Annotated in this window: 2 protein-coding genes; both read left to right on the top strand. The window is 71.4% G+C overall.

Annotation, left to right across the window (positions count from 1 at the left end):
* On the top strand, positions 1-5,951 hold a 5,951-nt coding region (locus tag N826_RS30315), incomplete at its 5' end, for a non-ribosomal peptide synthetase (protein WP_044435141.1).
* On the top strand, positions 5,948-17,011 hold the full coding sequence (locus tag N826_RS30310) for a non-ribosomal peptide synthetase (protein ID WP_052832293.1): 11,064 nt from the start codon (positions 5,948-5,950) through the stop codon (positions 17,009-17,011). The genes N826_RS30315 and N826_RS30310, both read left to right, overlap by 4 nt.
* Positions 17,012-17,021 lie beyond the last annotated feature (10 nt).

Here is a 17,021-nt window from a genome sequence, read left to right as displayed (position 1 = left end):
TCGCGCTCGGCGGCGACAGCATCCTGTCGCTCCAGGTCGTCTCCCGCGCCCGCAAGTACGGGCTGACGCTCTCCGCGCGTCAGGTCTTCCTGCACCAGTCGCTGCGCGAACTGGCCACCGTCGCTGTAGAGACCGCCGGACCCGACATCGACGGCGCCGCCACCGGTCAGGTGCCGCTGACCCCGGTCCAGCACTGGTTCTTCGGCCTCGGCCTGGAACGGCCGGAATGGTGGAACCAGATGGCCTGGCTCGACGTCGCCGGCCCGGTCGAACCGGCGGCGCTGGCCGATGCGCTCACCCACGTCGCCGCCGTTCACGACGCTTTCCGCCTGCGTTTCCGCGCCGGCCCCGATGGCTGGACCCAGTGGCTGGTGCCCGGACCGGCAACCCTGCCGCTGTCCATCCACGGCCTGTCGGACCTGAACGATGGCGCCGTCGCCTTGCAGAAGGGCTGGGACCTTGCCGAAGGACCGCTGGGCCGGGCGGCGTGGTTCGCCGGGGAAAACGGGTCCGGCGTTCTGGCCGTGGCGGTGCATCACCTGATCGTCGACGGCGTCTCGTGGCGCATCCTGCTCGACGATCTGGCCTCGGCGCTTGCCGGTGAAACGCCCGCTACCGCCTTCGGCTTCGCAAGCTGGGCGCGCAGCCATCCAGCATTGGCCGCTCCGGCAGCCCCCGCCCCGGCAGTCCCGGTCCCGGCTTCCCGCCGCCGCCTGCCGCGCAAATGGACCGTGCCGGACACGACCGGCAATGCCCGCCGGCTGTCGCTCGCCTTCGACATCGGGGAAACAGCGCTGATCACGATAGAGGCGCCGACGGCGTCGCGCGTGCCGGTCGATGCGCTGATCCTGGCGGCGCTGTCCGCCGCACTCGACGATCTCGGCGACGGCGTCCTTCCGGTTGCGATCGAAAGCCATGGCCGCGACATCGGCGACGCGGACCTGTCGCGCACCGTCGGCTGGTTCACGACCTTCAGGACCCTGGCGCTGCCCGTCGGAACCGCCGCATCGCCAAGCGCCGTCTCGACCGCCTCTGCCGCCCTGGACGACGCGGCCGAAGGCTTGCCGGCGTCGCCGCTGGACTGGCCGGAGGTCAGCGTCAACTATCTCGGCAGGATCGGCGATGCGCGCGGCGGTTCCGGCTGGCGCCTGCGGCGGGAACCCGCCGTCCCCGTCTCGGCACCCGAGAACGCCCGCCCCTTCGCGCTGGATATCGTCGCCCTCGTGGCGGACGGCCTGCTCGAAGTCACTTGGCTCCATGCCGCCGATCTCGACGCCGCCACGGTGGCCCGCTGGAGCGCCCGCTTCAAGTCGGCACTGATCGAAGCAGCGGCCAGGGCCGGCGCCGGCATCGTAGCGCCGAAGCCGTCCGACCTGCCGCTGGCCCGCCTCGACGCGGCGTCGCTGGCGCGGATCGCGGCAAGCCTGCCGGCCCCGATAGCGGACGCCTATCCGCTGACGCCGCTGCAACTGGGCATGCTGTTCCACACGGTGGAACAGCCGGAATCCGGCGTCTATATCGAACAACTCGCCGGCACGATCGCCGGCAGCCTCGCCGAGGCGCCGTTCCTGCTGGCATGGCAGGACGTCATCGACCGGCATCCGCCACTGCGCACCCTGTTCGTCTGGCAGGACGTGCCGGAGCCGCATCAGGTCGTCCTGACCTCCGCCGCGATCCCCGTCCGCCGCGAAGACTGGCGCGGCATCCCGGCCGCCGAACAGGCCGTCCGATTCGAAGCGCTGCTGGCGGCGGACCGCCGCCTCGGTCTCGACCTCGGCCGCGCACCGGTCATGCGCTACGCCCTGATCCGCACCGGCGATACCGTCTGGCGCTGGGTCTGGACCCATCACCACCTGCTGCTGGACGGCTGGTCGCTGCCCGTCCTGTTCGGCGATCTGCTGGCTGCCTATGCCGCCCGCACCGAGGGCCGGTTGCCCGCACTGGCCGCCCCGCGCCCCTTCCGCGACCATGTCGCCCGGCTGCTCGGGCACGACGCCGCCGCGTCGCAAGCCTTCTGGCAAGCCGAACTCAAGCAAGTCGAAGGACCGTCGCGGCTGGCCCTGTCCCGCCCGGCCGGCGCCGCCGACGAACTCCCCGGCGAAGTCGAGCGGGTGCTGGACGCGACGGCGTCGGAAGCGTTGCGCATGCTGGCCCGCGCCAATCAGGTCACACTCAACGTCGTCGCCGCAGCCGCCTGGGCGCTGCTACTGGAGCGCCACGGCTCCGGCCGAGTGCCGATGTTCGGGCTGACGGTGTCGGGCCGTTCGGCCGATCTCTCCGGTTCGGAAAGCATGGTCGGGTTGTTCATCAACACGCTCGCCTGTGCCCTGCCCGTCCCCCGCGCTCAAGGCTTGGGCGACTGGCTGCGCGACGTTCAGCAGCGGCTGGCCGCCTTGCAGGAACACGACACGGTCAGCCTGGTCGACATCCGGCGCTGGGCCGGGCTGCCCGCCGACGAGGCGCCGTTCGACAGCCTGTTCGTGTTCGAGAACTATCCTGTCGCAGCCGCCTTGCAGCGGCAGGCGGGCGGCATCGCCTTCGGCGATATCCGCTTCGTCGAGCGGACCAACTATCCGCTGACCGCCGCGGTGATCCCCGGCGACGGCCTGACGCTCAAGCTGAACTTCGACGGCGTCCGCTTCGGCCATGCCGAGGCCACGACCCTGCTCGACCGCTGGATCGCGCTGCTCGCGGCGATGGTCGAAAGCCCCGACGGCGCCGTGGACGGCCTCTCGGGCCTGGATGCCGCCGACACCTCCCGCCTGATCGCCGCCGCCAACCCGATAGGATGCGTACCGGCGGAACCGGTCGCGGCGCACCGGCTGGTCGAGCGCACGGCCCGGCGGTATCCCGGCGCGCCGGCCCTGGACGACGGCGGCGCCGTTCTCAGCTACGTCGAACTCGACGGCTTGGCGCATTGGCTGGCTTGCCGGCTGGCTGCCTGCGGCGTCGGACCCGAAACGGTTGTTGCGACCTTGCTGCCGCGCTGCACCGACCTGATCGTTTCGCTGCTGGCGATCCTGAAGGCCGGCGGCGTCTGGCTGCCGCTCGACCCCGCCTATCCGGCGGACCGCCTGTCGCACATGCTGGACGACGGGAACGCGGCGCTGGTGCTGACCCACGGCGATCTGCCGGCGGAGTTCCGCGCGCCGGACCGCAAGGCCCTCGACCTGACGGTTGCAGCCGACGCAGAGGCGCCGGATTGCGCGCTGCCCGACGTCGATCCGCTGTCGCTGGCCTATATCATCTACACATCGGGAACGACCGGCCGCCCGAAGGGCGTCATGGTCCCGCATGCCGGCATCGCCAATCTGGCGGCGGCCCAGGCCGAGGCTTTCAGGGTCGGTCCCGGCAGCAGGGTCTACCAGTTCGCCTCCCCCAGTTTCGACGCGGCGGTCGCCGAGATCTTCCACGCCCTGGCGACCGGGGCGACGCTCTGCCTGCCGCCGGACGGCGGCGACGCCCTGGATATCGGCCGCCATCTGGCCGTCACGCGGACCACCCACGTCACCCTGCCGCCTTCCGTCCTGGCGGCGCTGGACCCGGCGGACCTGCCGGATCTGGCGACCGTCGTGGTCGCGGGAGAGGCCGCCGGCGGTGCCCTGCTCCGCCAATGGAGCCGCGTCGGCCACGTCGTCAACGCCTATGGGCCGACCGAGGCGACGGTCTGCGCATCGGTGGAAACCTGTACGGACCTGTATGGCGAACCCGCCCTGGGCCGCGCCATGGCCGGATGCGCGCTGTACCTGCTGGACGACCGGGGCGATCCCGTCCCCGCCGGGGTGCCGGGCGAGATCGCCATCGGCGGCATCGGCATCGCGCGCGGTTACCGCAACCTGCCCGACCTGACCTCCGACCGCTTCCGCCCCGACCCGTTCAGCGCCGCGCCGGGCAAGCGGCTGTACCTGACCGGCGATCTCGGCGTCTGGGACGACGACGGCAAGATCCGCTATCTCGGACGGCGCGACCATCAGGTCAAGCTGCGCGGCTTCCGGATCGAGCTGGGCGAGGTCGAAGCCGTCCTGGCGGATGCCTCCGGCGTTTCCTCGGCACTGGCGCTCGTCCATCGCCCGGCGGCGGGTCAGGCCGAGCTGGTCGCCTTCGTCGTCCCGTCATCCGGCGCCACCCCCGATCCCGCCGCGATCCGGACGCACGCCGCCGGCCGCCTGCCCGCCCATGCCGTTCCGTCGGCGATCCTGCCGCTGGAGCGCTGGCCGCTGACGCCCAACGGCAAGATCGACCGCAGGGCTCTGCTCGCCCTGGCGGCGGAACGTTCGCCCGCCGCAGCCGCGTCCTCTTCGGCCGAAATGCCGGTCGGCGAGGTCGAGGCCGTCCTCGCCTCGGTCTGGCGAGACGTCTTCAACGGCCGGGAGATCGGCCGGCACGACAACTTCTTCGATCTCGGCGGCGACAGCATCATCAGCCTCCAGATCGCGGCGCGGTCGCGCTCGGCCGGCTTCGACGTGACGCCCCGGCAGGTGCTGGAGGCGCAGACCGTGGCGGCACTGGCCCCGCTGGCGAAACCATTGCGCGCGACGGCCGCCGAACCGGAACCGGCGGCGGCGGAAATCCCGCTGACGCCGATCCAGCACTGGTTCTTCGCCCAGCGGCTTCCGGCGCCGCACCATTGGAACCAGTCGCTCGCCTTCGCCGTCGATGCCGGCTTCGACTCCGCCGCCTTCGAGCGGGCGCTGCAATCCCTCCATGCCCGTCACGACACGCTGCGTCTGCGCTTCGCCGAAGCGTCGAATGGCTGGCGCCAGTTCTACGACGGTCCTGGCACAGTCCCCGTGCTGGACCGGATCGACCTGACCGGCATCGCGGACCCCAAGCCAGCGCTGGACGCCGCCGCAGACCGCGTGCAGACCGGCTTCGATCTGGCGGGCGGCCGGCTGATCGGCGGCCTACTGGCGGAACAGGGACCCGGCAAGCCCCGGCTCCTCCTGCTCACTGCCCATCACCTTGCGGTTGACGGCGTGTCGTGGCGGGTCCTGCTGGCCGACCTCCATGCGCTCTACCGCGCCGAGGCCGGCGGAGCACCACCGCCGCCCCGTCCGGGCGGGACCAGCTTCCGCCGCTGGGCCGAGCGCCTCGCCGCCCATGCGCATGAGTTCCTGGGCGAGTCCGGGCACTGGCTGAGGACGGTGGAACCGCCGGCTGCCGCACTGCCGTTCGACGGACCGCATGCCACAGCGCCCGATACCGTCGCCAGCGAACGGGTGGCCCGCACAGCGCTGAGCGTCGCCCGGACCCGCACGCTGCTGGACGGCATCGCCGGTCCGATGCCGCGCGCGATGCTGGCGGCGCTGGCATCGACGCTTCAAGGCTGGATGGGCGACGGCGAAGTGGTCGTCGATCTGGAAGGCCACGGACGCGACAGTGGCTGGAGCGACATGGATCTGGCCGGCACTGCCGGCTGGTTCACAGCACTCTATCCCGTCCGGCTTGCCCTTGCCGACCCCAACGCGGCCGAAAAGGCGCTGGCCGGCGTCCCTGGCAGCGGTCTTGGCTGGGGCATCCTCCGCCATCTCCGTCCCGACCCTGCCCTGGCCGACCGGCTCCAGGCTGCAGCACCGGCGGCCGTGGCGCTCAACTACCTGGGCCAGACCGATGCCGGCGCCGCGACGCTGGACGGCTTCGCCCCGCTCGATTCCGCCCCCGGAGCCGAGCGCGACCCCCGGCAGCCGCGCAGCCACGCCCTCGCCTTCAACGCCCGCGTCCAGGGGGGAGCGCTGACAGTCGACCTAGCCTATGGCCGGGGCCTGCTGCTCGACGCCACCGCCGACGCGCTGGTCCGGAGCTTCGCCGACGCGCTCGATGCGCTGATCGAGCGGGGACGTGGGCTGGACGGCGGCGGAGCCGGGCGGTTCGACAAGATCGACCTCGCCGAAGACGAATACGACGCCCTCATGGCCGATCTGGCCGACAGCTTTGATGATCTGACCGGATGACCGCGAACCTCACCTCCGCTTCCAACACGCCCGCCAAGGCTCCGGCCAAGTCCGCAGCGAAGCCCGCCACCAAGCCAGCGGTCGCGGATATGTACCCGCTGACGCCGTTGCAGAAGGGCCTGCTGTTCCACGCCCTCTACGAGCCGGACTCGGCGGCCTATTTCGAGCAGCTCTGCGTCCGGCTGGACGGCGCGCTCGACCATGGCGCCTTCCAGGAGGCGTGGCGCAAGCTGATCGACCGTCACGCCATCCTGCGTTCGGCCTTCGTCACGCGCGGCCAGCGCGAGCCGGTGCAGGTGGTCTTCGACCGCGTCCCCTTCGACGTCTCGGTGGAGGACTGGAGCGCGCTGGATGACGCGGGGCAGGCGGCGCGGCTCGACCGATTCCTGAATGACGACCGGCGGCGCGGTTTCGCCTTCAACCGTCCGCCGCTGATGCGGGTCACCCTGATCCACCTTGCCGCCGAGCGCTGGCAACTGGTCTGGAGCCATCACCACCTTCTGCTGGATGGCTGGTCGCTGCCGATCCTGATGGCCGAACTGTTCGCGCTCTACCGCTCGGAACGTGACGGCACGCTGCCGGCCCTGGCGACCCCCGTCCCCTATGGCGACTACGTCGCCTGGCTGGGCCGGCAGGACAGGACCTCGGCGGAGACCTTCTGGCGCACCGAGCTGGCGGGGCTGGAAGCGCCGACGCCACTCGGCATCGACGAGCGCTCCAAGGGCGGCCGGGTTCCCGCGACGGATATCGACCAGCGCGTCCATCGGCTTGACCCGGTGCTGACGGCGGCGCTCGGCGATCTGGCGCGGCGTTCCCGCGTCACCCTGGCAAGCGTCGTGGAGGCCGCCTGGAGCATCGTGCTGAGCCGCTACGCCGGCACTGACGACGTCACCTTCGGCATCACGCTCAGCAGCCGCCCGGCCGACCTGCCCGGCGCCGAGCGGATGGTCGGGCTGTTCGTCAACTCCCTGCCGCTCCGAGTCCGGATCGACGCGGCGCGGCCTGTGACGGACCTGCTCAAGCTCGTTCAGGACAGTCAGCTCGGCGTCCAGCGCTTCGACCATTGCAGCCTGACCGACATCCAGTCGTGGTCGCGGGTGCCGCGCGGCGAACCGCTGTTCGAGAGCCTGTTCGCCTTCGAGAACTTCCCGCTGGGCGACAAGCTGGGCGAGGCCGTGCCGGAGATCGCGATCCGCGACGCCTTCCTGATCGAGAAGACCCACTACCCGCTGACCCTGATCGTCGTTCCAGGCGAGTCGCTGACCTTCAAGGTGGCGGTCGACCGCGAACGCATCCCGGAACCGGCGGCGGCCGGCATCTTCGACCACCTGTCCCATGTCCTGGCCGCCATGGCCGCCGATCCGGCCCAGCCGGTTGCCGCGATCGGGCTGCTTCCCAGGGCGAAATTCGCGGCACCCGTTGCCGAGGCGCCCTTGCCGGCCCCCGGTCTGCGCGAGGCGTTCGCCGCCGTTGCCGCGCGGTTCCCCGACCGTATCGCCGTCGTCGACGGCGATGTCAGGCTGACCTATGCGGAACTGGCCGGACGCGCAGCCCCGCTCGCCCGTCGCCTGCGTGCCGCCAGCGTCGTGCCGGACCAGCCCGTCGGCATCTGCCTGGAGCGGTCCGCCGACCTGATCGCCGCCATGCTCGCGGTCGTGGCGGCGGGCGGCGCCTATCTGCCGCTGGACCCGGCCTATCCGGCGGAACGGCTGGCGTTCCTGGTCCAGGACAGCGGCGCCAGGGTGGTGATATCGGCGGCGGATCTGGCCGGCCGCCTGCCCGCCGGACCCGCCAACCTAATGGTCATCCGCATCGATGACGAAGCCGGAGAGACGGCGCCCGCCCTCCCCCTTCCTGCGAGCGATCCGGACGATATCGCCTACGTCATCTACACCTCCGGCTCGACCGGCACGCCCAAGGGCGTCGCGGTGACCAACCGCAACGTCCTCCGCCTGTTCTCGGCGACGGATCCGTGGTTCAGGTTCGACGAGCGCGACGTCTGGACGCTGTTCCACTCCTTCGCCTTCGATTTCTCCGTCTGGGAGATCTGGGGAGCACTGCTTCACGGCGGCACGCTGGTCGTCGTCCCCTGGCTCGTCTCCCGCGATCCCGACGCCTTCCTCACCTTGCTGGAGCGCGAGCGGGTCACGGTGCTGAACCAGACGCCCTCCGCCTTTGCCCAGCTCATCGCCGCCGACGCGGCCCGCCCTGCCCTTGCCGATCTGGCGCTCCGCACGGTGGTCTTCGGCGGCGAGGCGCTGGAACCCGCCATGCTGGCCGGCTGGGTCGAGCGGCGCGGCGACCGTGCGCCCGACCTGATCAACATGTACGGCATCACCGAAACGACGGTGCATGTGACATACCGTCCGATCCGGCGCGCCGACATCGCCGCCGGCGGCCGCAGCGTCATCGGCCGCCCGATCCCCGACCTCACCATCGAGATCCTGGACCAGCACGGCCATCCGGTACCGCCGGGGAGGGTCGGCGAGATCTGCGTCGGCGGCGCCGGCGTCGCGCGCGGCTATCTCAACCGCCCCGACCTGACGGCGGAGCGCTTCGTCGAGGTCCCGAGCGATACCGGAACCGTCCGGCTCTACCGCTCCGGCGATCTGGCCCGGCGCTTGGCCGATGGCGACATCGAGTATTGCGGCCGCAGCGACCATCAGGTGAAGGTGCGCGGTTTCCGGATCGAGACCGGCGAGATCGAAGCGGCACTGGCCCGCCACCCCGCCATCGCGCAAGCCCTGGTGCTCGCCCCGCAAGGACCCGGCGGGCGCAGGCTGGTGGCGTGGCTGGCGGTACGACGGCCCGCTCCCGCGACCCGGCCCGGCGCGGACGATCTGCGCGAGTTCCTGCGCGACCGCCTGCCCGTCCATATGGTGCCGGAAGCCTTCGTCCTGATGGACGTCTTCCCGCTGACGGTCAACGGCAAGATCGACCGGACGGCCCTGCCCGACCCGGACGATGCCCGCGCCGGTTCCGCCCTGGCCTATGCCGCACCGGAGACCGAGACCCAGCGCATCCTGTGCGAAGCCTGGGGCACAGCACTCGGCGTGGAGCGCGTCGGCCTCGACGACGATTACTTCACGCTTGGCGGCGACAGCATCCGCAGCATCCGCGTCGTGGCGCTGGCCCGCGAGAAGAACGTCGTCGCCACCCTGCAGCAGCTTTTCACCAACCCGACGGTGCGCCGCCTGTCGGCCGCGATCGACACGGGACCGCAGGCGGCCAAGGCGGCGGCCCTGCCGGAACCCGCCCCCTTCGCCCTGATATCCGACGCGGACCGCCTCTTGCTTCCCGCCGGGATCGAGGACGCCTATCCGCTGACCCGGCTCCAGGCCGGCATGCTGTTCCACGGCGATTTCGACGCCGAACAATCGCTCTACCAGGACCTCTTCCTGTTCCGCCTGCGCGTCACGGTCGATGTCGCGGCCCTGGAAGCGGCCCTGGTCGAGACCATCGCGATCCATCCCGCGCTGCGCACCAGCTTCGACCTCCTGGCGGCGTCGCAGCCGCTGCAACTGGTCCATGCCTCGGTCGCGTCGCCGCTGACCGTCACCGACCTGCGCGGGCTGCCGGCCCAAGCGCGGGAGGAGAAGCTGGCGGAGCACGTCGCGGCGGAACGGCGGCGCGGCTACGACTGGAGCAAGGCTCCCTGCGGCCGGATCGACGTCCATCTGATCGCCGACGACGAAATCCATCTCAGCGTCGGCTTCCACCATGCCGTGCTCGACGGCTGGAGCGTCGCCACCTTCCAGGCGGAATGGATCCAGCGCTACCTTCACCGGCTGGGCCGGGGCGTCGGCAAGCTGCCGGCGGCGCCGTCGACACGGTTCCGCGACTTCGTGGCGCTGGAGCGTCAGGCCCTTATCGATCCCGGTATACGCGCTTATTGGGAAACCTCCCTGTCGGACCTGCCGGTCATCACGTTGCCGCGCCTGAAACGGCCGGCCGACGCGCCGCGTCCGCCCGGCAAGCTCGACCGCGAGCTGCCGCTCGGCGTCAAGACGGGCCTGAAGGAGATCGCCCGCACCGCCAAGCTGCCGCTGAAGGCGCTGCTGCTGGCGGCCCATCTGCGGGTGCTGGGACTGCTGGCGGGCTCTGGCGACATCGTCACCGGTCTCGTGACCAACGGCAGGCCGGACGATCGGGACAGTACCCGGGTACTTGGCCTGTTCCTCAACACCCTGCCGTTCCGATTGAAGCTGGAGCGCCGCTGGAGCTGGCTGGACCTTGCCCGCGCGGTCCACCGGAGCGAGGCCGCCCTGCTGCCGAACCGCCGCCTGCCGATGGCGGAACTGCGGAAGATCGCCGGCGGCCGTGTCCTGTTCGAGACGTCCTTCAACTTCGTCAACTTCCACGTCTACCAGGGGCTAGCCGGCCTCCGCGATATCGAATTGCTCGACACCAAGTCGTTCGACGACATCGATATCCCGTTCAGCGTCAGCTTCAGCGACGATGCCGGCGGCGGGCCGCTGCGGCTGGGCATCGGCTACGATGCCGGGCAGTTCCCCCACGCCTTCGCCGAAACGGCGGCCGACCTGCTGGCCGGCGCGCTGGCGGCCCTGGCCGAAGCGCCGGACCTGCCGTTCGCCGATGCCGACCTGCTGGCGCCCGGACGGATCGACGCGCTGCTGCGGATCGGAGCCGGAGCGGCCCCGACGCCGTCCGCCGACGTGCCGGTCCACCGCGCCGTCCTGCGCCATGCCGGGCTTACGCCGGACCGCACCGCCGTTGTCAGCGGCGGCGATGCCTGGAGCTACGGCGAACTGGCCGCGTCCTCCGCCCGGCTGACTCACCGGCTGCTGGCCTGCGGCGCCGGACTCGACCGCCCGGTCGCCCTGATGCTGGAGCGCTCCTTCGCCTTCGTCGCCGCAATGCTCGGCACGCTCCAGGCCGGCGGCGCCTATGTGCCGCTCGATCCCGCCCTGCCGCCCGCCCGCCTCGGCTCGACCCTGGAAACCTGCCGGCCCACCGTCCTGGTGGTCGCCGGCGGGACCGGCGGGGTCGCCGTTCCGCCCGGCACCGTCGTCCTCGACCTTGCCGCCGAGGCCCTCGACATCGCCGGCTTGCCCGGGACGGCGCCGGAGGTAGAGGACCATGCGGAAGCCGTCGCCTACCTGATCTTCACATCGGGTTCGACCGGCAAACCCAAGGGCGTCGCCGTTTCCCATGCGGCGCTGTCGGCCCACATGGCCTGGTTCCTCCGGACATACCCGGTCGAACCCGCCGACATCCTGCTCCAGAAGACGCCGGTCATCTTCGACGCCTCTGTGGACGAGCTGTGGGCGGCGCTGATGTCGGGCGCCACGCTGCTTCTCGCCAAGCCGGACGGGCACCGCGACCCCGGCTATCTGGCTGACGAAATCGCGGCCGGCGGCGTCACCCTGCTGCATCTGGTGCCGACCCAGCTCGACCTGCTGCTGCGGGAACCCGGTTTCAAGGCGTGCCGTACCCTGCGGCGCGTGGCCGTGGGGGGAGAGGCGCTGCCGACCGCCCTGGTCGAAAAGCTCCGGCAGCTTCTCCCCGTCGAGGTCGTCAACCTCTACGGTCCGACCGAAACGACGGTGGAATGCTCCGCCCGGCTGGTTGCCGGGTTCGAGGCCGGCGATACCGCGACCCTGGGCAGCCCGCGCGACGGCACGCACCTGTACGTCCTGGACGACGACCTTGTCCCCGTGCCGGACGGCGTTCCCGGTGAACTCTATGTCGGCGGCGCCGGGCTGGCGCGTGGCTATTGGGGAGCGCCCGACCTGACGGCCGACCGCTTCGTCCCCGATCCCTTCGGTGCCGCGCCCGGCGGCCGGCTGTACCGTACCGGCGACCGGGTTCAGCGGACCTTCGACGGCGGGCTGGAATATCTCGGCCGTATCGACCGCCAGACCAAGCTGCGCGGCTACCGGGTCGAACCGGACGAGGTCGAGCGGGTGCTGGAGCGTCATCCCGCCGTTCGCCGTGCGGCGGTGACCGTCCGTCCCGGTCCGGGAGGAGCGCCCCGCCTGATCGCCTATGTCGAGCCGGCATCCCCCCGCTGGGAAGCCGAGCTGAACGCTCATGCCCGCGACAGTCTGCCCGACTACATGCTGCCCAGCCTTTGGCGGGAAGTGACGGTCTGGCCGCTCCTGGCCAGCGGCAAGATCGACCGCTCCGCCTTGCCCGAACCGTCGGCACAGCAGGCTGGCGGCTCCAGGGCGAAGCCGTTCCGGACGCCGGCACTCGGCGTGGAACTGGAACTCGCCCTGATCTGGCAGGCCGTGCTTTCGGCCCCGACGGTCAGCGCCGATGACGATTTCTTCGCCCTTGGCGGCGACAGCATCCTGAGTCTCCAGGTCGTGGCCCATGCCCGGACGCGCGGGCTGACGGTGACGCTCCAGCAGGTCTTCCGCCATCCCGTCCTGTCCGATCTTGCGCGCATCGTTTCGGCAGCAAAGGCTGCTCATCCGACCGTATCCGACGAGCCTTCGACCGGCCCGGTGCCGCTGACCCCGGCGCAACGCTGGTTCTTCGCCGATCCGCCGCCCCATCCGGAACACTGGAACCATGCCGTCCTGCTGGCGCTCGATCCCGCGCTGACGGTCGAGAATGTGCGCCATGCCCTGGCGGCGGCGACCGCGCGCCACGACGCTTTCGAGCTGCGGTTCCGCCGGACCGCCGCCGGCTGGGAGCAGCAGCTTGGCCGGCCCACCGGGCTTCCCACCGTCGAAGTCGTCGATCTGGCGGGGGCCGCCGACCCGGCGGCGGACTTGCTGGCCCATGCGGATGCGGCGCAGCGGTCGCTCGACCTGACGGAAGGTCCTCTCTTCCGTGCCGTGATGTACAGGATGCCGGCCCCCGAGAAGCCCAGGCTGCTGCTGATCGTCCATCATCTGGTGGTTGACGGCGTTTCCTGGCGCATCCTGATCCAGGACTTCGGGGCCGCCCTGACCTCTCCGGTGGCACCGCTTCCGGCCGCCACGCCCGCGTTCAGCCGCTGGGCACGCGGCCTCCAGGCCGCCACGGTCAGCCCGCGCATCGCCGCCCAGGCCGCGTTCTGGCTGGAGCAAGCTACCGGCCCTGCCCTGGACCTGCCGGCCATCGGAAACGCCCCCGCCGTCGAGGGCGACGCGCGGACGGTCGAAACCCGGCTGGAAGCAGGCGTCACCGACCTGCTGCTGCGCACGGCACCCCGGTGGCTGCGCGCCAGCGTGCAGGAAATCCTGCTGACGGCGCTGGCCGAAGCGGCGGCTCCCCTGACCGGTGCCGGCGAGCTTCGGATCGCTCTGGAAGGCCATGGCCGAGAGGAACTGGTCGAGCATGTCGATCTCGCCTCGACCGTCGGCTGGTTCACCGCGCTGTACCCGATCCGGCTTCCGGTCGGTCAGGACGCTGGCATCGTCGGCGCCGTCGCCCGGATCAAGGACCGCCTTCGGCTCGTTCCCGACGGTGGCGTCGGCTACGGCCTGCTGCGCTGGCTGGGCGAAGGCGACGAGTCGCGGGCGCTGGCGTCCGGATCAGTGCCGTCCATCGCCTTCAACTATCTGGGTCAGGTCGATGGCAGCTTCGCCGTCGAAGGTCCCTTCACGCTGGCGATTGAGGCCGTCGGCGACACCATCGACCCGCAAGCGCCCCGGCGTCATGCTGTCGAACTGGTCGCCGCCGTCGTCGGCGGCAGGCTGACGCTCCGCTGGATCCACGTTCCCCTCCTGCACGGCACCGACACCGTCGACGCACTGGCCAAGCGCTTTGCCGCCGCCGTCGAGCGCCTTGCCGTGGTGGAAGAGACCGCGGCGCGGGCGGCCTGGACGCCATCCGACTTCCCGCTCGCCGGTTTCCCGGCCGACGCGTCCGGCGTCCAGGCCCTGGCCGCGACGCTCGGTGATGCCGATATCGTCGACCTCTACCCGCTGACGCCGGCGCAGGAAGGCATGCTGTTCCACACCGTCGATGCGGCGGACGGTTCCGGCGTCTATGTCCAGCAGGTCACCGCCCGGCTCGAAACGCCGCTCGGCGCCGAGGCCCTGACGCTGGCATGGCAGGCGGTGCTGGATGCATGGCCCAACCTGCGTGCCTCCTTCGCATGGTCGGGCTTGGCCCGCCCGCTTCAACGCATCCACCGCTCGGTCGCCATGCCGGTCGCCGTCCTCGACTGGCGCGGACTGGATGCGGCGGCGCAGGCTGCCGCCCTCGACCGCTTCCTGGCGGAAGACCGCCGCCGGGGCTTCGATCCCGCCGAAGCCCCGCTGATGCGGGTGACGCTGGCGCTGATATCCACGGCGTCGTGGCAGGTGGTCTGGAGCCACCATCACCTGCTGCTCGACGGCTGGTCGATGCCCATCGTGTTCCAGGGTGTCATGACCGCCCTCGCCGCGGTCGCGGAAGGCCGGCCGGCGGCGCTCCGGGAAGACCACGGCTATCGCCGCCACATCGCCCGGCTGGCTGCCGCCGATCCGGCGCTGGCCGATGCGTTCTGGCGGGAGCGGCTGGCCGACGCGCCGGAACCCTCCTTCCCATCGGCCGGACGCCGGCACGGCGACGGCAGCGGCATGGCCGCCCGTCACCAGGAAGTTCCGCCGGTCCTGACGCGCAAGTTGGCCGAAGCGGCGCGCGGCTACGGCGTCACGATGAGCACGCTGGTCAATGCCGCCTGGGCGGTGACCCTCGGACGCCTTTCCGGCTCACTGGACGTGCTTTACGGCGTTACGGTCTCCGGCCGGCCGGAAGATCTGGCCGGCGCCGAAAGCCTCGTCGGCATGTTCATCAACACGCTGCCGGTCCGCGCCGTTCTCGACCCCGCCGCCAAGCTGGCAGACTGGCTGCCCGCCTTCCAGCGCGGCTTCGCCGATCTGGCGACGTATCAGGACAGCCGGCTGGTCGATATCCAGGGCTGGAGCGGCCGGCCCCGCCAGCAACCGCTGTTCGAGGCGATCCTGGTCTACGAGAACTATCCGGTCTCGTCCGGCGTGCGCGCTTCCGGCGGTCTGGCGGTCGGCGCCGTGACCGCGCGGGAGCAGAACAACTATCCACTCAGCCTCTACGTCCTGCCGGGAGACGGCCTGCGGCTGGAACTGATGTGGGACAGCACCCGCCTGGACGCCGCAGGGGCGGACGGGCTGCTGGCCGAGTTCACCGGAGTCCTGGAGGCTCTGGCCGACCCGGGCCGGACCACGCTGGCCGAGCTGCCGCCCGAACCGGCGGTCGCGACCGTCTCCGGCAGCTTCGGCCCGGTCGGCGCTCCGGTCCACCGGCGCATCCTCGACCGTGCCGCGGCCGACCCGGATCGGCTGGCGGTGATCGCGGAAGACGGCAACCTGACCTATGGCGAGCTGGCAATCCGTGCCCGGCGCGTGGCATCGGGTCTGGCCGCGCGCGGCATCACCGCCGGCGACCGCGTCGGCCTGTTCCTGGAGCGCACCGCCGACCTGCTGCCGGCCCTTGTCGGCGTCCACCTCGCGGGTGCGGCCTATATCCCGCTGGACCCCGCCTTCCCAACGGAACGGCTGGCCCTGATGGTCGAGGACGGCAAGCCTGCCGCCGTCGTCGCCAATCGCGGCCTGCTGGACCACGTGCCGCCGGGCACCACCAGCGTGCTGGCGCTGGAAGACCTGCTGGCCGGTCCCAGCGACGCGGTTCAGGACGACCCGTACGAGGCCGACCGCCTCGCCTACGTCATCTTTACCTCCGGCTCGACCGGTCGCCCGAAGGGTGTCGCGGTGACGCGGCAGGGTCTCGCCAACGTCGTCGACAGCTTCCTGGAACGGCCCGGCCTGTCGTCCGCCGACCGTCTGACGGCGGTCACGACCCTGTCGTTCGACATCGCCGCCCTGGAATTGTTCCTGCCGCTCTGCGCCGGGGCGACGCTGATCCTGTCGGGAACGGCGACCGCCGTCGATGGCGACGCCCTGGCGAAACTGATCGCCGGGCACGGCGGCACCGTCCTTCAGGCGACGCCCGCGACGTGGCGGCTCCTGCTGGCAGCCGGCTGGACGCCGCCGGCGGAGTTCGCCGGCTGGTGCGGCGGCGAGGCGGTGCCCGCCGATCTGGCGGCGGCCCTGCTCGGCAAGGGCGTTCGGCTTTGGAACGTCTACGGACCGACCGAAACCACGATCTGGTCGGCCGCCCGTCCGGTCGGCTTGGCGGAAGAGGCCGGCGTCGTCGGCGGTCCCCTCCGCAATACCTGGTTGGCCGTGGTCGACGTGTTTGGTCGCACCGCCCCGGCGGATGCTCCGGGCGAACTCGCCATCGGCGGCCTGGGGCTGGCGCAGGGCTACTGGGAGCGGCCTGACCTGACAGCGGACCGCTTCCCGCCCAATCGCTTCGCGGGCCTTCCCGGCGACAGGCTCTACCTGACCGGCGATAGGGCCGCCCGGCGGCAGGACGGCGGTTTCGAGATGCTCGGCCGGCTCGACAATCAGGCCAAGATCCGGGGCTTTCGGATCGAGCTTGGCGAGATCGAGGCGGTACTGCGCGAGCTTCCCGGCATCGCCGAGGCGGTCGTCGTGATCGGACGCGACGGCCAGGGTGAACCGCGTCTGGTCGCCAACCTGGTCGTGCCGGCGGGATCGCCGGAACCCCAAGTGCCGGTTCTGCGCGAGCAGGCACTGGCACGCCTGCCCGGCTATATGGTGCCGACGGTCTGGCGCGTGCTAGCCGAACTGCCGCTGACGCCCAACCGCAAGATCGACCGCAAGGCCCTGTCCAGCGTCGTGATCGAGGCGACCGTATCCCGCGTCGCTCCGCGCGATCCGGTGGAGGACGCGGTCTCGCGCCTGTGGGCCGAAGCCTTCGGCTCCGCCCGGGTCGGCGTGGAGGACGACTTCTTCGAACTGGGAGGTCACTCGCTGGTCGCCATGCGCATCCACGCCCGCATCGAGCGCGTGTTCCAGACGGCGCTGCGTCTGCGGGAGTTCCTGGAGGCGCCGACCGTCGCGGCCCAGGCGGCCCTGCTGCGCGGGCGGGAAGCGTCGCCGGGCCGGGCGACCAAGGTGGCACAGGCCTATATCCGCCTGCTCAGCCTGACGCCCGAGGAAAAGGAAGCGCTGCGGCGGTCCCGCAAGCAGTCCGCAGCGGGCAATCAAGCATGACGAGAGGCTG

This window comes from Skermanella aerolata KACC 11604 (genome assembly GCF_000936425.1).
Taxonomy (GTDB): Bacteria; Pseudomonadota; Alphaproteobacteria; order Azospirillales; family Azospirillaceae; genus Skermanella; species Skermanella aerolata.
Note: the sequence above shows the minus strand (reverse complement) of the source record. Positions and strands in the feature narration are given on the sequence as shown.

Bases quoted from the DNA above. Each gene is read 5' to 3' on its own strand.
- N826_RS30310 (WP_052832293.1), top strand. From the start codon at position 5,948: ATGACCGCGAACCTCACCTCCGCTTCCAACACGCCCGCCAAGGCTCCG.